The sequence below is a fragment of the Actinacidiphila polyblastidii genome (genome assembly GCF_036353415.1).
In the GTDB taxonomy this organism is placed as follows: Bacteria; Actinomycetota; Actinomycetes; order Streptomycetales; family Streptomycetaceae; genus Actinacidiphila; species Actinacidiphila polyblastidii.
Genome location: NZ_JAZEWV010000002.1, coordinates 34,582 through 52,029 on the forward strand (window position 1 = coordinate 34,582; position 17,448 = coordinate 52,029).

Consider the following 17,448-nt stretch of genomic DNA (forward strand, 5'->3'; position numbering starts at 1 on the left):
GCCGCAGAACCGGAGGCACCTGCGTGGCCCGTCACCTCTTCGGACTCAGCCCGGCCGACTTCGCGATGCAGAAGGTCGGAGTGGCGCTGCAACTCGTGCCCGGCGCTACGGGCACCGTGTGGGACGCGGTGAGCGGCGGCACTCAGCTCACCGACCTCACTGACTTGGACTCCTCACCCGTCAGCGTGGTGACAGCGGACAGCAACGCCCAGGTGGGTTTCTACGGGCCCGACACCGTCACCGCCGTGTACCTGGATTTCGGGTTCGACGTGCGGTTTCTGATGATGGCCACAGACCTGGGCGCGGACATCGACGTGCTCCGCACCGGCAAGTTGAGCCTGGCGGACGTGCCGACCACCGACGGCATCACCGACTGGGTCAACGCGGCGTCCCCGGCCTACGCCGGCGGCGCCGTGGGCGATGGCGTCGCGGACGACACCGCGGCGATCCAGGCCGCCTTGGCCGCAGTGCCGGCGTCCGGCGGCGTGGTGTATCTGTCCGCGGGCACCTACCTGCTCAACGGTGCTGCAGCCCTCAGCCTGGCGACCGCTGGGACGATCCTGCGCGGCGCGGGCGCCGAGGCCACCAAGATCGTGATCGGTGCCGGGTTCAGCGGGACCGCAGCGGTGGCGATCAGCGCCTACAACTGCCAGGTCAGCGACCTGTCGATCGTCGGCGTGAGCACGACGACGACCAGCAACCCGGCAGCTGATGCCATCCGGATCAGCGGGGTGCGCCGCGCGAAGGTCAGCCGCTGCCATTTTTTCAACATCAACGGCTGGTGCGTCGCCGCGCTCGCCACCTCCGCCTCCAGCACCAGCAACCCCCTGGGCACCCAGCTCACCGGGTTGTACGGGTCGTCGTGTGCCGGTGGCATCCGCTTCCTGGGCAACAGCGCCCAGGGCTACGCCGTGAACTCCTTCGTGTCGGACTGCCACTTCCAGTCCGGGGGTGTCACCACCGGCCCGTCCGCCAACTTGGACGGGCTGCGGATCGAGGACACTTGGGACGTCCTGGTGACGAACGTGCTGGCCTGGACATCCGTTGGCACCGGCTCCAGCCTGCACATCGTCGGCAACTGCGCCGCGACCTTCATGGCGAACCTGGATGCCCTCGGGCCCAACGGCGGCCCCTGCGTGAAGATCGAGGACGGCACCAACGGGTCCCCGCAGAACGTCCAGATCAGCGGCGGCGTCATCCAGCAGGGCTCGGTCGGGGTCCTGATCAGCGGCGCGGCCAAGCAGGTCCACCTCAACACGTCGCGGATCATCAACAACCAGGGCCACGGCGTCTCGGTCACCGGCACCGCCACGACGATCTTCCTGTCCGAGCTGTTCTTCAGCCTCAACGGCGCGGCGGCCACGGGCAGCAACTACGACGTGAACTGGGCCGGGACGGCCACGGGGTTCATCACCAACTGCCGACTCGCCAGCGCGATCGTCGCCACCGGCAACGCCGGTGTGCAGCAGTCCATCAACGTCGCCGCGGCCGGCCAGTCCGTGCGCGTCCTCAGCGCCGCGTTCCTCGGCACCGGCGCCTCCGCCACCAACTGGTTCACGAACCTGCCCGCCGGCGTCATGGAGGCCAGCAACGGCAAGCTGAACTTCCTCACCGGACTTACAGCTCAGAGCAACGTGGCGCTACAGCCCACCGCCTCCGGCAACTCCGCGCTGTCCGTCAACGTCAACGGCTCGGACGCCTTCGATCGGCTCCGCATCCTCGGCAACGGGAACATCCAGATCGGCCCCGGCACCGGGGCCCGGGACACCACGTGGGGCCGACAGGGCGCCGCCCAGATCGGCACCCCGGACGCAGACATCGTCATCGGCTTGGCCGGCAAGGGCCTGCGGATCAAGGAGGGCGGCACCAACGCCCGCCTGGGCACGGCGACCCTGGTCGCCGGCACGGTGACCGTCTCGAACAGCTCGATCACGGCGAACACCAGGATCCAGCTCGGCGGCGTCACCCCCGGCGGCACACCCGGCGCCCTCTTCGTCCAGGCCGTCACGATCGGCACCAGCTTCCAGATCAAGTCGACGTCCAGCACGGACACCTCTGTCGTGTCGTACCAGCTGGTCGAGGCCGCCTGATGCCGCTCCTCGGCGCCGAGACGCCTGCTCCGCCGGTCTGTCCGGTCACGGCGGTGGTAGCCGCCGCGCCCGGCTGCATGGTGACGGCCGGCCCCGCGTCGGGTCCCATCGTCGCCTGGGCGCAGATCGCCGACCCCCAGTCGCCCGGCGGCGTCCGCGTCGACCCGGTGTGGATCGCCGGCGGCCGCACGTGGACCCCGGACCAGTACCGCGCCGCCACCGGCACCCACAGCGCGGTGACCATCACCGCACCGTAGATCCCCACCCCTCGCCCGCCCCCGCGCCGCCGGCCCGGGGGCTTCGTCATGCCCGGAGGCACCATGCCCGCATTCCGCCTACTCCCCGAGGACCCGGCCGCCCCCTACCGGATGGGCCGCCACCAGGTCCACGACGCGCTCGTCCCGGAACTCGAGGCGGTCGTCGACCTGCTGGAGCCCATCAGGGACGTCGAGCACTACGAGTTTCAGGACTCCTTCGACCAGCGCCAGGTCGGCGACTGCACCATGAACGCCGCCTACGGCACCCTGGTCTGCGACCCGTTCGGGAAGGCTGGCATCTCGTACACCCAGGCCACGATCCTCGACGGATACCGGCGAGAGACCCGACTCGACGACTCCCAGATCCCCGGGCACTACGAACCGGACGACACCGGTTCCACCGGCGCCTGGTCGATGCGCGTCCTGGAGAAGCTCGGCCTGATCAAGACCTGGCACCACTGCCGGAGCCTGCACGCCGCGCTCCGCCTGCTCAACAAGGGCCCCATCTCAGTGGGTATCCCGTGGTACCCGAGCATGTTCACCCCGGACGCCGACCACGTGATCCACGTCGATGACTCCGTCGACCCGTCCGGCGGCCACCAGGTCTGCGTCGTCGCCAACGACACCAAGCGGCGCCGCGTGAAGATCCGCAACAGCTGGGGCCTGTCCTGGGGCGACCGCGGACACGCGTGGATCTCCTGGGACGACCTCGACAAGCTGCTGAAGCAGGGCGGCGACGTGGTCCAGCCGGTGATGGCATGACCGTCTCCGGCATAGACATCGCCTCCTACCAGGGCACCTCGTACAGCACGACCGGCCTGGGGTTCGTGGTGGTGAAGGCCACCGAGGGCACCGGGTACGTCAACCCCCGGCACGCAGCCCAGATCGCCACCGGCCGACGGCACTCCCTGGTCGTCGGCCACTACCACTTCGTGCGGCCCGGTTCGATGACCGCCCAGGCCACGTACTTCCTGCAGCACGCCGCGGCACGGGCCGGCGACGTGCTCGCGCTGGACTGGGAGGACACCGGCGTCACCGGAGCGCAGAAGGACGCCTGGATCGAGCACGTCCAGGCCGCCGCCCCGCGCAACCGCGTCCTGCTCTACTGCAACCGCGACTTCTGGTTGCACCGCGGCCCGACGTCCTTCGCCGGCGACGGCCTGTGGATCGCCGACCCCGGCGCCCCGGCCGGCCGGCCGCGGGTCGATTTCCACTGGACGATCCACCAGTACAGCGAGACCGGCGGCCTCGACCGCGACGTGGCGAACTTCGCGAACACGGCCGCCCTGCGGGCGTGGGCGGCCAAGGGCACGCCCGCCCCCGCCCACGAGCCGTTCCCCGGGGTCGCCTGGTTCACCCTCGGCCGCCGCTCGCCCGTCGTCGCCGCGATGCACGCCCGGCTGGTCGCCGTCGGCTGCAACCACTACGCAAGCTCGGCGAACAAGGACGTGATCGGGTCCGGCGACGTCGCCTCGTACGAGGCGTGGCAGCGCCGCTGCGGCTTCACGGGGGCGGCCGCCCAGTGGCCGCCCGGCAAGGCGTCCTGGGACAAGCTCCACGTCCCGAACGTCTGACGCCTTCCTTTCCCCACCAGCAGAACGGATTCACCATGCCCAAGTTCTTCGGCCGCGAGCCCGCCATGTGGCTCGCCCTGATCGCCGTGGCCGTCAAGCTCTCGACCGCCTTCGGCCTGGACCTGACCGACAAGCAGCAGGCCGTCATCAACGCCGCGGCCGCCGCCCTGGTCGGCCTGCTCGTCGCGATCTCCGTCCACGACGGCATCGGCGCCGGCGTGCTCGGCCTCCTCCAGGCCGGCATCGCGCTCGCGATCGGGTTCGGCCTGCACTGGTCCCCGGACCAGCAGTCGACCGTGATGAGCTTCGCGGCCGCGCTCGTCGCGATGTGGACCCGAACCCAGGTCATCGCGAAGCAGCCGCCGCTCACCAGCTCCGCGCCCCGGGGCGTGTGAGGTGCAGGCCGCGCCGGCCAGGCGGCTGTGCTCCCGCGTCGGCTGGCGCGGCCTGGTGCTCCTGGTCTCCGGCGTCTCCTGGATCAGCTACGGCGCGTACATCGCCGTACAGCCGTCGTACGGCGTCACCCGCGGTATCTCCGTCCTTCTGCAGATGATGCCGATGACCGCGTGGGGCGTCGGCTGGATCGGCTGCGGCCTGGTCTGCCTGCTCTTCGCGGCGATGCCCGCGGGCCGGGACCTGCCGGGCATCGCCACGTCGATGGTGCCGCCGCTTCTGTGGGCGACCGCGTACGCGATGGGCGGTGCCACGGGGGCCAGTCCTACCGCGTGGGGTGCGGTCGCCCCGTGGGCCAGCCACGCCGCGCTCGTCCTGATCACCGCGGTGGTGACCCGGCCGCGCGCGGTCTTGGTGCCCGTGGCGGTGACCGGTGGATAGCCCGACCACGTGGCTCGGCGTGGTGGCCGCGGCGATCGCCACCGGCGGCGGTGTGGCGACCGCGTGGCTGGCCAGGGGGCGGCAGCAGGAGGTTCCCATGGCGGTCCCGGACCCGGCGCCGGAGCTGGTCGACGCGGACCTCAGCACGCTGGCCGGGATCGCCCAGGTGGTGTCCCGGCAGTCGATGAAGATTTCCGCGCTGGAGCGGCGGGCGGCGGCCGAGGCGCGGTACCGGCGGCGCTTGGCGGCGGCGCTGCGGGAAGAGGGCCTGCCGGTGCCGGACCCGGACCCTGAGGACGCGCCCCTGCTGCGGGGCTGAGAGGCGGAGCGATGGCGATTCCCGAGGGCGTGCCGCGGCGGACGGTGACGACGGGGCTGCCGTACATCAGCCCGGGCGGCAGCCCGGCAAGAGGCCGGCTGGTATTCAGCGGGCCGGACCTGGTGACGGTCGGGGGCCTGGACCTGCTGCTCGGCGGCGGTGAGCCGATGTACCTGACCGAGGGGATCGGCACGATCGACCTCGTGCCGAGCGACGTCGAGGGCATGAGCCCGTCGGGCTGGCCGTACCAGGTCGACGCGATCTTCGCGGACGGCACACCGGGCTGGACGCGGTATGTCCAGGTGACCTCGGGCACGGGGGCGTTGCAGCTGTCCGAGGTGCTGACGCCGGATCCGTCGACGCCGAACTATGTGCCGGTCAAGGGGGACCCGGGGCCGCCCGGCGCGGCCGGCCAGGATGGGCAGCCGGGACCGCGGGGTGCGGCGGGGGAGGATGGTCAGCCGGGCAGCGCGGGCGCGGCCGGCGCGAGCGCGTACGACATCTGGCTGGGGCTCGGACACAGCGGCACGCAAGCCGACTTCATCGCGTCGCTGAAGGGCCCGAAGGGCGATCCCGGTGCAGGCGGCGGAGGAGGCGTCCGGCCGATCATCTACGCCGACGACCTCAACGCGGGGATCATCGTGCTCACCGCGGCCGCCGACTGGACGCCGGTGATCGGCACCGTGCCGGTGCGGCGCGTCATCGAGAACGTTGGGGTGGGCGACGTACTCGATCTGCGGTCGGCGTTCCTGCGGATCGGCACCGTGTTCTTCCTCGACGCACGGTTCAACGTCGACGGCGCCGCCGGCCGGTACCTGTCCTCGATCGACGACGGCCTCAACCTCCCCGGCCCGGAGGGGTATGCGCCCTGGTACAACCAGCTGTCCTTCAAGGAGGCCACGGGATCGCGGACGCTGGTGGTGAAGGAGGAGGACATCGCGGCGGACGGCTCGGTGACGATCGAGATGGTGTACCAGGGCTCGGGGATCACGGACACGTCGCAGCACATCTACTTCGGCAACGGCTACCAGGGCTACTTCGACGTGTGGCACTGGCCGTTCGGCTCCTGACCTACAGCAGTGCGCCCCCGCCTGGCCCACAGGCCAGGCGGGGGCGCTGCTGTCGTTCTGGTCCGGCTACCGGCGCAACCAGGCTGCGGCGACTGCCACGACCACCGTGCCAGCCTGGTATGAGGCGCCGTAGGCGAATCCGCGGGCGACGTATTTCGCCGCGCGGCCGACGAAATGCGATTTCACGCGCGGCATTCGTGCGTTGAACTTTGCTGGTCTGCCATGGTGAAATGGCAAAGTGACCTCCTGATTTCGACGTCGGCTAGGTCCACACGAGGAGCCCCTCCGCCTGCTCTAACAGGCGGACCACAGGGGCTCCTTGTGCTTGCTCAGGATTCTAGGGCGCTGTGCCGACGGACACCGCGCTGCTTGTTCGCGCGAATCGCGGAAAAGAGACACTCAGGTTCCGGCAGGTTCCAGAAAAGGCGTCCCAGAGTCCTGCGGACGTAGCCAGGACGTGGCGGTATGGCGCTCCACTATGCAACCGAGTGATCTCAGTCACACCACGTCCGAAAGCGTCGGATTTACGCGATGCGCCCAGCTAGTACGGACAGGAACAGCACCGCAACCAGCGCTACGAGCGCGACCACCGCAGTCCGATCGGCCGCCGGATGCCGGACGGTGCGTTGGAGACGCTCTCCGTCGGGGATGTGCCCGCCGTGCACCCGCCGCCGGTGCACGTCGCGCTCGTGCCGCATCTCCACCCGGGTCCGGACGATCGGACTGGTGGTCGCGCACTGGCCGCAGCGGTAGCGGTACATGCCGGGCAGTGTAGGGGCGGTGACGGCTCGTCGGGTAGGTAGGCGACCGGTAGGAGGACGGTAGGACGCCGGCTGACCTGCGGTTCCTACCGTCCTACTTGATGCCGTAGACCGTCACGTGGGCGCCCAGGGGAGCGGGCTCGGCCGCCACCTCGACAGCGGCTGGAGACGGCGGCGCGGGCGGGGTCTCGGCGGCCGGCTGATCGGGGGCCGGCGGGAGGGTGCTCAGGCGGATGCCCTGCCGGTTGCGCTGGCGGCCGCCGGGGAGGGTGAGCTTGAGCTGGTTCTCGACGGGGATTCCGGCCTCGGCGAGGACCTCCAGCAGCTCGGTGCGCGAGTGGCCGGGGAGGAGCGCGAGGACGTCGTCGAGGTGCGCGCCCTTCCAGCCGCGCGGGGTCGCGAGCTGGCGGACGGCGGCAGCGACGGGGTCGACGCGGAGCGGCGCGACGTCCTGGGGGAGCGGAGCCGGGTCGGGGAGTGCCTCTCCCCCGTCGGCCGGCAGCTCGGGCTCCCCCGCCGTCTCGGGTTTCGGTCCGACGATCCACGCCGCGGTGAGCAGCGTGACCGTGGCCACGCCGCACGCGGTCCGCGCGTACGGCGCGATCTGCGACCACAGCGCGCTCACCACGCCAGCTGCCGCTGCGACCGCCATGACGACGATGAGAGCGGCCGCGGCCGCGCGCTCCAACGCGTCGACGAGCCCAGGCAGCTCGTCCTCCTTCTTCTCGCCGGCCTTGGTGCTCTTCGGCTTCTCGGGTGCCTTCGCCTGCTTCGTCTTCGGCTCCGGCGGCGCGATCGCCTTACGGAGCCCCGCGCGGCCGCCCTTCCACGCCATCCCAGCGAGGACGACCAGGCCACCGAGGACGCGCCGCAGATGCCGCCGGCGGGGCAGGTACGGGCGCAGCGACGGGACGCCGAACGCCCGCCGGGAGGACTTCTGGTGGTCCTCCCCCGCCGCGATGAGGTGATCCACGAACCGCATCACAGAGCGCCGGTGATGTTGCCGACCAGCATCCGGACGGTGTTCACCAGCATCCCCCACACCCCGCCCGCCGACGCGTACACGACCGCAGCGGAGATCCCGAGGAGGGCAGGCCACAGGGTCCGCTTCCACCCGGGCAGGAAGGTCAGCGCGGTGAGCGCGACAGCGGTGCCGCCGACGCCCGGGTTGCCCAGGCCGCTCCCCGCGCCGAGCACCGAGGTGGGGACGGCGGCGATCCCTGTGGCCGCCGCGGCCCAGGAACTGCCGGCAGCCATCCACGTCGTGCCGGTGACGATCCCGAAGACGCCGATCCCGTCGCGGTTGTGGAGGTGCTTGAGTCGGTCGGCCTTGCGGACGGCGAAGAACAGGACCAGCGCGCACCCCAGGGCCACGCCGGACAAGGTGATGGATCCGGCGAGGTGTCCGTCGACGGTGGGCGCGGTGGCCGGAGCGGTGGCGAGGCGGATCATGTGGTGCCTCCGGGGGCGAAGAGGAGCAGGGCGAGCACGGCGGACGCGAGGGGGATGCGGCACAGCCAGGGCAGCGGGCCCCACCAGCCGCGCGTCCGGCGGTCGATGAGGACGCCGCAGGCCAGGACGAGACCGATACCGAGGGCGAGGGCGCCGCTGGTGCCGGTGTCGCGGCCGCAGTCGGTGATCCAGCCCTCCATCAGGGGGGCGAGCTGGACCCAGTAGCCGGCGGCGGCCGCGGTGCCGGTGTAGAGCAGCCAGCGGATGCGGCCGGGCAGCTGGGCGTACTCGTGCTGGGCTCGCGCGCCCGCAGTCTGGCGTCGGGCGCGCGCTGGGGCAGTGCGGCCGACGGGCTGCGGCTCGGGCTCGTCGACGTCCTCCCACTCCCCCTCGTCCTCCTCGTCGAGCAGCTGCTCGACGACCGGCTCCGGCTTGGTCTCCGGCGGCTCCGGGACCTCGTCCGGACGGTCTCCGCGCAGGTCAGTCGACTCGCCCTTCCGCCAGTCGCCGAGCCGCGGGGCGGGGGCCGGAAGCGCGTCCGGACGGTGGTGGTCGTCGTGGGCGCTGTCGTACAACTCGTCCCACCAGCTCGACATCACCGGCTCAGCAGGGCTGTCGAAGCCACGGACGGCGAGGCGGAGATTGTGCCGGGCGCGCACTTCGTCGGCGCCGGGTGCGCGGGGTGCGTCGGTCACGATGCGGCTTCCTCGGATGCGGGTGCGGGCGTGTTGTCGACTGCGTCACGGATGCGCTGCGCCCGGGCCTGCCCGATGCCGAGTTCGCGCTGCATCCGGCGGAGCGACAGCGGGCCGGTGGTGGCGAGTGCGCGGGCGGCCTCGATCAGCTCGTCGTCGGTGCGGTCGGCTGCGGGCGTGGGCGGGGCGGCTGGAGCGGGTGCACTCAGGTGCGCATCTGCGGTGACCTCGGGGGATGCGGAGAGCATCGGCGCGAGGTGCAGTTCGAGTGCACTGTGCGGGCCCACGGGTGCGGCGGGTGCAGCCGGACCGGGTGCGGCCTGCTCGGGCTGCTCGTCCGGGTGCGGCTGCACCTTGGGGGCGGGTGCATCCGAGATGCGGTCCAGTACCTCGTGCACCTGCCGCATGAGTGCACCGAATGCGACGAGCGCAGCTGTCGGCGGGACCGCGGCGACGACGTAGGCGAGCACGGATGCGCCTGCGCCGACGCCGGAGATGTTGAGTGCGACGGACCCGACGGAGCCGAGTGCGGCGAGTGCGATAGCCCACCAGTCCGTGGTCTGGCGCAGTGAGGCGCGCAGGACGAGGAGTTCGCCGGTGACGATGAACAGGTCGACGGTCGCGGGCCACGCCCAGGCGCGGGAGCCGGAGAGGCCGTTGCCGCCGGCGATGTCGTGGAGGTGCTCGTAGGAGAGCCAGAACGCGGCGGCGGTGAGGGCGATGGTGACGAGCGCGGCGCCGGCGGCGAGGGCGGCGGTGGCGCGGCGGTTCGGCATCGGGTTCTCCGTGGGGGTGGGGCCGGGCCCGTCGCGGCGAGGGGTCGCGGCGGGCCCGGCGGTCGGGGCTACTTGCTGCGGTTGATGGCGTCGGTGACCTCGGCGAGGCCCTTCGGCCCCTCCTCGACGATCAGGTGGGCGACGAGGTCGGCTGCGGATTCGATGTCTCCGCGGGCCACCGCGTCCTGCACTTCGGTGGCGCGCTGGTTGTAGAAGGGGTCGCTCATGTGGTCGCTCCTCGGGAGTGGTTGACCAGATGTGTGGTGGGGTGGACGGTTCAGCGGCGGCGGTCCCACCAGGACCAGCCGGCGCGGTCGGCGTCGCGGGCGGTTCGGTGGGGGCTGCCCATGGAGCCGCGCTCGTGCTGGAGGCGGGCGGCGCGGTCGGTGGCGGACTCGCGGCCGGCGTACTTGGTGGCGGCCAGCTCCTTGTCGGAGGTGAACCAGCCCATCAGTGGTCAGTGACGCAGTCGCCGGGCCGCTGCTGCCGGAACGCCGCGACGTGCTCGGCGGGGGTGGGGGCCGGCTCGCGGTGGGTGCTCTGTTCGGCGGGGGTGCCGATGGTGGGCGCGGGGCTGGGCTGGGTGGGTGCGGGGTCGGTAGCCTGCATGGTGATCTCCGGTCGCTTCACGGTGTGCGGAGGTCCGGCCCCGGCCATGTGGAGGTGCGAACTCCGGCCGGGGCCGTACTAGTTGAGGCAGCGTTCGCTGCTTCCCTGCGAGCGTATGGCAGCCATACACTCAGGGGCAAGCGGCCCGCCCGAAGAGAGGTGCTGGGCGTGTCCGAGGAGGTACAGCGAGTGGCTGACGCGCTCGATGCGGTGGAGGCGATCACCGACCGCGAGGCCCGCGTGCTTGCACAGAGCCAGGCGCTGGCCGAGCAGGCAGAGCGAGCGGCACGGTGGAAGGCGGAGCGGGATCAGCTCATCGTGGATCTGCGCACGGACGGCGTGAGCTTCCGGAAGATCGCGGCTCGGACGGGCGTCTCGCTCGGCACGGTGCAGGACGTCCTGCGGGGGCACTCAGGCCCGTGGGGCACCCGGCCGAGGGTCGAGGAGGAGGGCAGCCGGGGCTGACTCCCGACGTAAGGCCGCCCCGTCACCACGCCGATGACTGGGCGATGTTGCGTCACGGCTCGATCACAACGCCGCGCGCTCGTACGGCACGCGCGGATACTCGCGCGCATGACGGACACCGACACCCCCGCCGCCGCGCCGGCCGAAACACCGTGGATTCGCCGCAAGATGACGATCGCCGGGTTCATCCTGCTCGCGTTCATCGCGTGGACGCTTGCCGCACAGGACTGGTCCGATCGGGGGTGCGGCACGATGCAGGGCTACGGTCTGGTGGTCTCGCACTTCGGGACGCCGGGGCAGGGCGAGGGCTGCGAGTCGGAGCCGGGCGGGCCCGTGTATACCGACCAGTACGACGGGTAGGGCCGCGCGGCCGGGGTGTTCGGCAGCACGGCCCACGGCGCGGCGCGGTAGTCAGGCAGGCGGCGTGAAGCCGGCGTCCGTCAGGCCCTTCACGACGGCGTCCAGCTCCTTCGAGAAGACGTGGAAGTCCTTGCGCTCCTGGATGAAGACCTCGGCCTTCGCGTCGGGGAACTTGTTCGGCAGGTTGTCGAGGCAGTCTTGGGCGTTGACGTAGATGTCGCCGGCGTTCTTGAGGAGGAACTCGGCGGCCGCGCGGAGGGCTTCGTCCTGGGCGGGTGTGGTCTCGGGCATGCGGGGCTCCTCTGGTCGGGGTTCTGGTGTAGCGCATGGGTCGGACAGCGCGGGCGGAAACGGGTCAGGCAGCTGGGGTGAGCTGGCGGCGGGCAGGGCGGTCGTCGCGGCCGAGCTCGTAGGCGACGACGGCGGCCGGGCTGCTCGTCGCGGGCAGCGCGCGGGCCGGGGCGCCGGTCTCGGGGAGGGCGACGGTGTAGGCGGTGCGGTGGATCGTGTACGCCTGGATGCGGTCGAGGCGGAAGGTCCGCAGCTCGCCGGTCTGGCGGTCGGCGGCGCGGAGGATGATGTCGCCGGCCTTCGTCGTGCGGATGTCGGCGAGCTCAATCGTCCGAAGCGTCTCGGTCCCGTCGGCCTTGATGTAGGTGATGGTGACGGGGTGGCGGCGGGCGGTGGCGCGGTACATGGCGGCGAGGGTCTGCTCGGTGGTCTGGTTCTTGGTGAGCTTCACGGTGGTCTCCCTCGTTGCACGCCGTTTATGTATTACAAGAATGCGCCCTGTACATGCGCCTTGTCAACTGCAATGGGCAGATGGGACGCTGTTCTCGTAATACAGATAGAGGAGGAGAGAGCCATGGCCCGACCCGCCACCGGCCAGACCCCGGTCAAGACGTTCCGGCCGCCCGAACCCCTCTGGAAAGAGGTCACCGACATCGCCACAGCCGAGGGCCGCAAGAACTCCGACGCCGTGATCGAAGCCCTGCACTACTGGGTGAAGAAGAAGCGGCGCGAGCGCACCGCAGCGAAGCCCACCCCGCCCCAGTCGGAAGCTGGCGCGTAGCCCTGGACGCGCAGCCACCCCAGCGGCATGCTGGCTGTGAGCGGCCTCCCGCAGACGCCCCGCCCCACCCGGCGGGGCGTTCTGCTGTCTGCGCTGATTGGCGTATGGCCACCCGCCTCGTCCGGGCGCATGCTTGCCCCTACCCCCCTCCCGGTGTCCCTGTCGTCCCCCGCGCGGCAGGGGCACCGCCGTGTCAGGGCGCGGGTTGGCAGGCGTCGCAGGCGGTGGTGTCGTCGATGAGCAGCAGCGCGCGGGCCTGGTCCGGATCGTCGACGGGGGTGATCATCGTCCAGCGGGCGAGCTTGCCGAGCGTCCAGCAGTCCGCGGCGTGCAGGACCGCGGCGCGGGGCTGTCCGGGCCGGGTGTCGGCGGCGAGGACGTACCCGCCGGCGGCCGGCGCTCGGACTGCGGGCTCGCGCGGGACCGCGGTGTAGTCCTCCCCGGCCACCTGGGCGATCGCCGCCGCGGGGACCTGGATGACCGCCTGCGCCCACCATGCCCCGTCCGGGCCCTGCCGCCACGCGAGGAGCCGGCCCGGGGTGGTGCAGCCGCCGGGCAGGCGCACCTCGACCCGAGGCGGTGGCGCATCGGCAGGACGCGATTCGGACATAAGTTCGAGCCTAGTGGATGCCGACGCGACCCCTAGCGCAGCGCCTACGCCCGCGCAGCCTCGCGCAGCAACTTCTGACCAGCGACAGTCGCCCACGGGGTTCCGGCCCGCACGTCCTGAAGGGCGAACGCAGCGTCGCGCTCCACCTGGCGCAGGGCCTGCCGCTCCTCCACAGGCAGGTCGGCGGGCGCTCCCATCAGCGTGGCGTGCGCCGTGTCGAAAGCGCGCTGCGCGTCCAGGAGCGGCTGAGGGATGTCGGTGTCTGTCATGCCGTGAGGCTACGGTCCGGGGCTGACAACCGTGCCCCTGCACTCACTGCAGCGCGTCGATCGCCCGGACGACGAGGGCGCGCGCGTCCGCGCCGTACACCGCCATGCTGCGCAGCTGCTCGAACGCGCTGACGTACAGCGCAATCTCCGACGGCTGGGTCACTTTCACGCGGGCGGACAGCAGCTCGACGGACACCAGCGTGTCGTCGTAGATGTGGAAGACCTCCTGCGGCCAGATGACGCGCTCGCTCGTCGAGCTGGGGATGATGCCGAGCGAGACCGCGGGGAGCGCGCCTGCGGTGAGGAGGTGGCCGAGCTGGGCGGCCATCGCGTCATGGTCGCCGAGCTGGTAGTGCAGGGCGCCCTCCTCGATGAGGAGGACGAAGCGGCGCCGAGGCTCATAGATGATCTGCGAGCGCCGCAGCCGGGCGAGAGCGGCCTCGGCGGAGTCGTCCGGGATATCGAGGAGCCTCGCGTTCGCGCTTAGCAGGGCCCGGGCGTAGCCCTCGGTCTGCAGCAGCCCAGGCACCAGGGTCGGCGAGTAGATCCGGAACAGGGTGGTGGCCCGGTACAAGTCGACGTAGGACTCCTGCAGCTGGCGCAGGCCGGAGCGGACGCGCCGCTGCCAGTCGACGTACAAGGACTCGGCGGTCCGGGACTGGGTGATGATGTCTTCCGCCTGGCCGACGGCGCCGCACGCCTCGCACCAGAGCCTGATGTCGCGGGGCGCCGGCGGTGTGCGTGCGTTCTCGATCCGGGAGACCTTGGGGTGGGTCCAGCCGCAGCGGCTTGCCAGCTCGGTGCCGGTGATCCCCGCGTCCGCGCGGAGGTCGCGGAGGCGTCGCGCGACGGCCTCGCGGGCGGCCTGGGCGGCGGACGACGGGGATACGGGCATGCGGGCGCGGCCTCTCTACGTGAGCTTGTAGTCGTCGTGCGGGGTGGCCCGGGCCCAGACCGCCTCGAACGCCGTGTCGCAGAGCTGGGCGGCCGCCGGGTTGTCGCTGATCTCGCCGCCTGCGGACTGTCCGTCGCCGGTGAAGTGGTTCCAGCGGATCAGCTCGCCGTCGATCAGCCAGAAGTCGTTGCCGGGCAGCGCGATCGTGCTGGCCTGGCGGCGTGGCAGCCACCTCACCTGCTCGCCGGCACCGAGATTGACGACGGTCCCGGCGTGCTCGTACCGGATGTACGCCGTGACCGGTTCGGAGACGATCCGGGCTCGCCGGACGATGACGCCGCGGGCGACTGCGTCTTGGACCAGGGCCACCCACTCGCCCCAGTACGCCGAGCCGGGGTCGACGTCGCGCTCGCCGGTCTCCTGCCAGCGGGCGAAGTCGGCGGCTTCGTACGTCACGCCGTAGCTGTCGCGCATCTCCAGGTGCACCGCGGACTGGCGGGCGCCGGCGAAGAGGTCAGCGAAGCTGGGCACGCTCGATGGCATCGCACGCCTCCCTGATCATCGGCACCATGCGGGCGGGGATCCGCAGCACGGCCTCTCCTTCGGGGATGCCGACGGCGTGCCCAGGCACGGTGAAGGCTGCGGCCTCCGCGGTTGTCTGCTCGTCGGTGTAGCTCTGGACGACGAGGTCGAGCTTCTCTTCGTCGACCCACACGGTCGGACTCTCGCCTGTTCCGGTGTTGGGGTCGATGCCGATGAACCGTAATGCCATGACTGCCTCCGACTCGTGGCGTTGTTCACGGATGTACGCCACGGTCGGACGGCCCGCTGTCCGCCGTCAAGACCACTGGTGCTCACGCTCCCCCGTCAGAGCGTTGCCGTGAACATTCCTGTACATCGCTCGCCGCCGCGCACGCGCCGTCCCTAGCGTCAAAAAGGTGGCCCCCGCCCTCGACGCCGACCGTGGAGAGCGGGGGCAGCGAAAGGCCCCGCGACCGTGCGACCGGTCCGGGGCGATGGCCGACCCGTGAGGACGGGCGACATGGATGAGCGTACAGGCGTTCTCACCGTCCAGGATTTCCTGGACGAGCATCTGTCTCCAAGCAGACGCATCCACCATCTGGAAGAGCTGTGCGGCCAGTTCACCGCGCAGCCGCTCGACTCCACCCTGCTGAGCCTGCGCGCCGTCCTGGTTCACCGGATCGGCCTGGAGGACTACCGGCGGCTGCACGTCCTGATCAGCCACCTCTACCACTCCTGCGGTGCGTCGATCCCGCAGACCACGGTGCTGCGCTCCGAGGTCAACCGCGCGGTGGCCCGCCGTGAGACCCCCGCCGAACTCGCACACGCAAGGAGGTGACCCCATGTCCTGCTCGAACCCGAACTGTCGCAAGGGCGGTTGCACGAGCGACCCGAAGCCGAGCAATGAGCGAAAGGGCTGAGCGCGTGAGTGCGGCACCGGGCGGTGCCGGCCCGGCCTCGGTCGACGGACCGGAGAAGCCGCCGGAGCACGAGTTCGCATGGGCCGCGTATCAGCATCACCGCGGCCTCTGTCACCAGTGCAGGGAATCCCTGTGGCGATGCCCGGACGGCAATGAGCTGTGGAACAGTTTCATCACCGCAGCCAAGCTGGTGAAGCAGTGAGGTGCGCATCGTGCCAGGCGCCCATCCGTCCGGGCGAGGGCCGCGAGGTCACCATCGATCAGGGCACCAGCGCGGCACCGTCTCTGATGATCCACGACGACCCCGCGCGTTGCGGACCGATGGTGCCTGTCCGCCGGACGCCGTACGCGATATCCCACTGAGCGGGCCCCCGGGAGCGCGGCGGCGCGCCCCGGTGGTCTACGCCCCGCCGCCGGCCGCCCTCGTGCCGGCGGCGGGGTCCTCGTCCAGGAGTTGGCCGACGGTTACCTCGAGTGCGGCGGCGAGCTGGAGCAGCACATCCAGCCCTGTGGACCGCGCCGCGGTCTCGACCCGCACGACGGTGACGCGCCCGACGGCGGCGGCGCCGGCGAGGTCGTCGACGGACCAACCGCGGGCCTCCCGGTGCCGGGCGATGCGGTGGCCGATTTCTCGGCGCTGGGCGAGGACCCACGGGGGCCGGGCTGGAGCTGGCACCTTGCCAGCTCGACAGACACTTGATCTTGTGTCAGTACCACATGTGATACTGATCCACCCCCACAGAGCCCGGCCGGTCGCGAGGCGTGCGCAGATCCGCCCGCATCGGTCGTGGAGCACTCGATTTCGGTCGGGTGCGGCCGCCCCGTCTCCGCTGGGAGGCGGGGCGGTTTACTGTGCACGAGAGAGGCCCCCGCCGTGTGTTCCGGCGAGGGCCTCCTCCCCGCACGGTTGGTCTCCCCACCAACACGCGCAGGCGTTCGGAGGGCGCAGATCTGGCGCGTGCGGGGAGCACGCCAGCCCCCTCCGTATCTGCGCACTGTACGCGTGAGATTGGCGAGATTTCATCCCTCGAACGGGTGACGCATGCGGTGCGTCTTCGGGGATGTGGAATCTATGCGGAATCCCAAGATCAAAGGGCCCTCCCGCTTCAACGCCGGGAGGGCCCTGATCTGCTGTGGAGCCTAGGAGATTCGAACTCCTGACATCTGCCTTGCAAAGGCAGCGCTCTACCAGCTGAGCTAAGGCCCCTCGTCGCAGACAGCGTACCGGTTCGCGGCCGTGGAACCGACCGGGTATCGGGGTCCGTAGGATGGTTTGCGATTTCGCGGCCGCAAAGGGGATTGCGTATGGACACGCCGGACACGCCGGCAGCCGAGCCCGCCACCCGTGCGCAGGAGGCCGTCGAACTGCAGCGCGGCTGGTACGGGGAGCCGCTCGGCGATCTCTTCCGCCGGCTCATCGCGGACCTGGGGCTGAACAACCAGGTGCGGCTGGCCAACATCCTCGGCCTGTCCGCGCCGATGCTGTCGCAGCTGATGAGCGGGCAACGCGCGAAGATCGGCAACCCGGTCGTGGTGCAGCGCCTCCAGATGCTCCAGGAGCTGGCCTGGGAGGTCGCCGAGGGCACCACGGAGGGCATGGAGGCCGCCGCCCGGATGGACCGGATCAAGAACGCGGCGGGCACGTCGGTGCTCAGCACCACCCACTCCGGGACGCAGCGGACCGCCGCCGCGACCCCCCGCGAGGTCGTGCACGGCATCCAGACGGTGCTGCGCTCGGTGGCCGCCGCCGACGAGATCGCCGAGGCCGCCCGCACCCTCGCGCCCGCCCACCCGCACCTGGCAGAGTTTCTCCGTGTCTACGGCACCGGGCGGACCGGCGACGCCCTCGACCACTTCAAGGCTCACCAGGACTGAGGCGCCGGGACAGCGGACCACGA

The 17,448-nt window shown here is 71.3% G+C and carries 30 protein-coding genes and 1 tRNA gene; 14 read left to right on the plus strand and 17 right to left on the minus strand.

All coding sequences use genetic code 11. The features are described 5' to 3' along the window. Positions 1-23: 23 nt before the first annotated feature. The 8 genes from V2S66_RS03325 (at position 24) to V2S66_RS03360 (ending at position 6,144) form a co-directional block, all read left to right on the plus strand. Positions 24-2,090 (plus strand): glycosyl hydrolase family 28-related protein, encoded by a 2,067-nt coding sequence (locus tag V2S66_RS03325; RefSeq protein ID WP_330792893.1) that lies wholly within the window; start codon positions 24-26, stop codon positions 2,088-2,090. Positions 2,091-2,143: 53 nt separating this feature from the next. Next, on the plus strand, positions 2,144-2,347 hold the full coding sequence (locus V2S66_RS03330) for a hypothetical protein (protein ID WP_330792894.1): 204 nt from the start codon (positions 2,144-2,146) through the stop codon (positions 2,345-2,347). A gap of 63 nt (positions 2,348-2,410) precedes the next feature. Continuing rightward, positions 2,411-3,109: a C1 family peptidase gene (locus V2S66_RS03335; RefSeq protein WP_330792895.1), complete on the plus strand. Its 699-nt coding sequence runs from the start codon at positions 2,411-2,413 to the stop codon at positions 3,107-3,109. Then, on the plus strand, positions 3,106-3,921 hold the full coding sequence (locus V2S66_RS03340; protein ID WP_330792897.1) for a GH25 family lysozyme: 816 nt from the start codon (positions 3,106-3,108) through the stop codon (positions 3,919-3,921). The genes V2S66_RS03335 and V2S66_RS03340 overlap by 4 nt, the downstream gene beginning before the upstream one ends. Before the next feature lie 35 nt (positions 3,922-3,956). After that, positions 3,957-4,316, plus strand: coding sequence for a hypothetical protein (locus V2S66_RS03345; protein WP_330792898.1), 360 nt, complete (start codon positions 3,957-3,959; stop codon positions 4,314-4,316). Between the two features lies 1 nt (position 4,317). Next, entirely contained in the window at positions 4,318-4,755 is a 438-nt protein-coding gene (locus V2S66_RS03350) for a hypothetical protein (RefSeq protein WP_330792899.1), read from the plus strand. Continuing rightward, positions 4,748-5,074, plus strand: coding sequence for a hypothetical protein (locus V2S66_RS03355; protein WP_330792900.1), 327 nt, complete (start codon positions 4,748-4,750; stop codon positions 5,072-5,074). The genes V2S66_RS03350 and V2S66_RS03355 overlap by 8 nt, the downstream gene beginning before the upstream one ends. An 11-nt stretch (positions 5,075-5,085) precedes the next feature. Then, entirely contained in the window at positions 5,086-6,144 is a 1,059-nt protein-coding gene (locus V2S66_RS03360; RefSeq protein ID WP_330792901.1) for a collagen-like triple helix repeat-containing protein, read from the plus strand. A 524-nt stretch (positions 6,145-6,668) separates the two neighbouring features. Here V2S66_RS03360 and V2S66_RS03365 read toward each other — a convergent pair. From V2S66_RS03365 to V2S66_RS03400, 8 genes are all read right to left on the minus strand, one after another. Continuing rightward, positions 6,669-6,905 (minus strand): hypothetical protein, encoded by a 237-nt coding sequence (locus V2S66_RS03365; protein WP_330792902.1) that lies wholly within the window; start codon positions 6,903-6,905, stop codon positions 6,669-6,671. A 94-nt stretch (positions 6,906-6,999) separates the two neighbouring features. Then, positions 7,000-7,878 carry a hypothetical protein gene (locus tag V2S66_RS03370; protein ID WP_330792903.1) on the minus strand — a complete coding sequence of 293 codons (879 nt, stop codon included), beginning with the start codon at positions 7,876-7,878 and terminating at the stop codon, positions 7,000-7,002. Between the two features lie 8 nt (positions 7,879-7,886). Beyond that, positions 7,887-8,357, minus strand: a complete 471-nt coding sequence (locus tag V2S66_RS03375) for a hypothetical protein (RefSeq protein ID WP_330792904.1) — start codon at positions 8,355-8,357, stop codon at positions 7,887-7,889. Next, positions 8,354-9,052: a hypothetical protein gene (locus V2S66_RS03380; protein WP_330792905.1), complete on the minus strand. Its 699-nt coding sequence runs from the start codon at positions 9,050-9,052 to the stop codon at positions 8,354-8,356. The genes V2S66_RS03375 and V2S66_RS03380 overlap by 4 nt, the downstream gene beginning before the upstream one ends. Next, positions 9,049-9,828 (minus strand): DUF2637 domain-containing protein, encoded by a 780-nt coding sequence (locus tag V2S66_RS03385; protein WP_330792906.1) that lies wholly within the window; start codon positions 9,826-9,828, stop codon positions 9,049-9,051. Before V2S66_RS03385 ends, V2S66_RS03380 begins: the two co-directional genes overlap by 4 nt. Before the next feature lie 68 nt (positions 9,829-9,896). Next, the gene (locus tag V2S66_RS03390; protein ID WP_330792907.1) at positions 9,897-10,055 is read right to left on the minus strand and encodes a hypothetical protein; all 159 of its coding nucleotides are present in this window, start codon (positions 10,053-10,055) and stop codon (positions 9,897-9,899) included. 50 nt (positions 10,056-10,105) lie between these two features. After that, the gene (locus V2S66_RS03395; protein WP_330792908.1) at positions 10,106-10,279 is read right to left on the minus strand and encodes a hypothetical protein; all 174 of its coding nucleotides are present in this window, start codon (positions 10,277-10,279) and stop codon (positions 10,106-10,108) included. Then, positions 10,279-10,437, minus strand: a complete 159-nt coding sequence (locus V2S66_RS03400; protein ID WP_330792909.1) for a hypothetical protein — start codon at positions 10,435-10,437, stop codon at positions 10,279-10,281. The genes V2S66_RS03395 and V2S66_RS03400 overlap by 1 nt, the downstream gene beginning before the upstream one ends. Positions 10,438-10,626: 189 nt before the next feature. On the opposite strand from V2S66_RS03400, the gene V2S66_RS03405 reads away from it, so the two are divergent. Continuing rightward, the gene (locus V2S66_RS03405) at positions 10,627-10,902 is read left to right on the plus strand and encodes a hypothetical protein (protein ID WP_330792910.1); all 276 of its coding nucleotides are present in this window, start codon (positions 10,627-10,629) and stop codon (positions 10,900-10,902) included. Between the two features lie 108 nt (positions 10,903-11,010). Continuing rightward, positions 11,011-11,262, plus strand: a complete 252-nt coding sequence (locus tag V2S66_RS03410; protein ID WP_330792911.1) for a hypothetical protein — start codon at positions 11,011-11,013, stop codon at positions 11,260-11,262. Between the two features lie 51 nt (positions 11,263-11,313). On the opposite strand, the gene V2S66_RS03415 is transcribed toward V2S66_RS03410, so the two are convergent. Continuing rightward, the gene (locus tag V2S66_RS03415) at positions 11,314-11,553 is read right to left on the minus strand and encodes a hypothetical protein (RefSeq protein ID WP_330792912.1); all 240 of its coding nucleotides are present in this window, start codon (positions 11,551-11,553) and stop codon (positions 11,314-11,316) included. A 64-nt stretch (positions 11,554-11,617) separates the two neighbouring features. After that, a complete protein-coding gene (locus tag V2S66_RS03420) occupies positions 11,618-12,004 on the minus strand; it encodes a WYL domain-containing protein (protein ID WP_330792913.1) in 387 nt (128 codons plus the stop codon). Between the two features lie 123 nt (positions 12,005-12,127). Between V2S66_RS03420 and V2S66_RS03425 the strand changes: the two genes are divergently transcribed. Next, a complete protein-coding gene (locus tag V2S66_RS03425) occupies positions 12,128-12,334 on the plus strand; it encodes a hypothetical protein (RefSeq protein WP_330792914.1) in 207 nt (68 codons plus the stop codon). 193 nt (positions 12,335-12,527) lie between these two features. On the opposite strand, the gene V2S66_RS03430 is transcribed toward V2S66_RS03425, so the two are convergent. Genes V2S66_RS03430 through V2S66_RS03450 form a run of 5 tightly spaced genes read right to left on the minus strand, consistent with a single transcriptional unit; the run spans position 12,528 to position 14,880 of the window. Next, entirely contained in the window at positions 12,528-12,944 is a 417-nt protein-coding gene (locus tag V2S66_RS03430; protein WP_330792915.1) for a DUF6233 domain-containing protein, read from the minus strand. Positions 12,945-12,988: 44 nt separating this feature from the next. Beyond that, a complete protein-coding gene (locus tag V2S66_RS03435) occupies positions 12,989-13,213 on the minus strand; it encodes a hypothetical protein (protein ID WP_330792916.1) in 225 nt (74 codons plus the stop codon). 43 nt (positions 13,214-13,256) lie between these two features. Beyond that, positions 13,257-14,108 (minus strand): helix-turn-helix domain-containing protein, encoded by an 852-nt coding sequence (locus V2S66_RS03440; RefSeq protein ID WP_330792917.1) that lies wholly within the window; start codon positions 14,106-14,108, stop codon positions 13,257-13,259. Between the two features lie 15 nt (positions 14,109-14,123). Then, a complete protein-coding gene (locus tag V2S66_RS03445; RefSeq protein ID WP_330792918.1) occupies positions 14,124-14,651 on the minus strand; it encodes a DUF6879 family protein in 528 nt (175 codons plus the stop codon). After that, positions 14,623-14,880: a hypothetical protein gene (locus V2S66_RS03450; protein WP_330792919.1), complete on the minus strand. Its 258-nt coding sequence runs from the start codon at positions 14,878-14,880 to the stop codon at positions 14,623-14,625. The genes V2S66_RS03445 and V2S66_RS03450 overlap by 29 nt, the downstream gene beginning before the upstream one ends. 270 nt (positions 14,881-15,150) lie before the next feature. Between V2S66_RS03450 and V2S66_RS03455 the strand changes: the two genes are divergently transcribed. Next, positions 15,151-15,468, plus strand: coding sequence for a hypothetical protein (locus V2S66_RS03455; RefSeq protein ID WP_330792920.1), 318 nt, complete (start codon positions 15,151-15,153; stop codon positions 15,466-15,468). Positions 15,469-15,554: 86 nt separating this feature from the next. Then, entirely contained in the window at positions 15,555-15,752 is a 198-nt protein-coding gene (locus tag V2S66_RS03460; RefSeq protein ID WP_330792921.1) for a hypothetical protein, read from the plus strand. A gap of 198 nt (positions 15,753-15,950) precedes the next feature. On the opposite strand, the gene V2S66_RS03465 is transcribed toward V2S66_RS03460, so the two are convergent. Beyond that, complete coding sequence (locus V2S66_RS03465; RefSeq protein WP_330792922.1) at positions 15,951-16,226, minus strand: helix-turn-helix domain-containing protein; 276 nt, start codon at positions 16,224-16,226, stop codon at positions 15,951-15,953. Positions 16,227-16,684: 458 nt separating this feature from the next. Next, positions 16,685-16,757, minus strand: a tRNA-Ala gene (locus V2S66_RS03470). Between the two features lie 98 nt (positions 16,758-16,855). On the opposite strand from V2S66_RS03470, the gene V2S66_RS03475 reads away from it, so the two are divergent. Then, positions 16,856-17,425, plus strand: coding sequence for a DNA-binding protein (locus V2S66_RS03475; protein ID WP_330792923.1), 570 nt, complete (start codon positions 16,856-16,858; stop codon positions 17,423-17,425). The last annotated feature ends 23 nt before the right edge of the window (positions 17,426-17,448 follow it).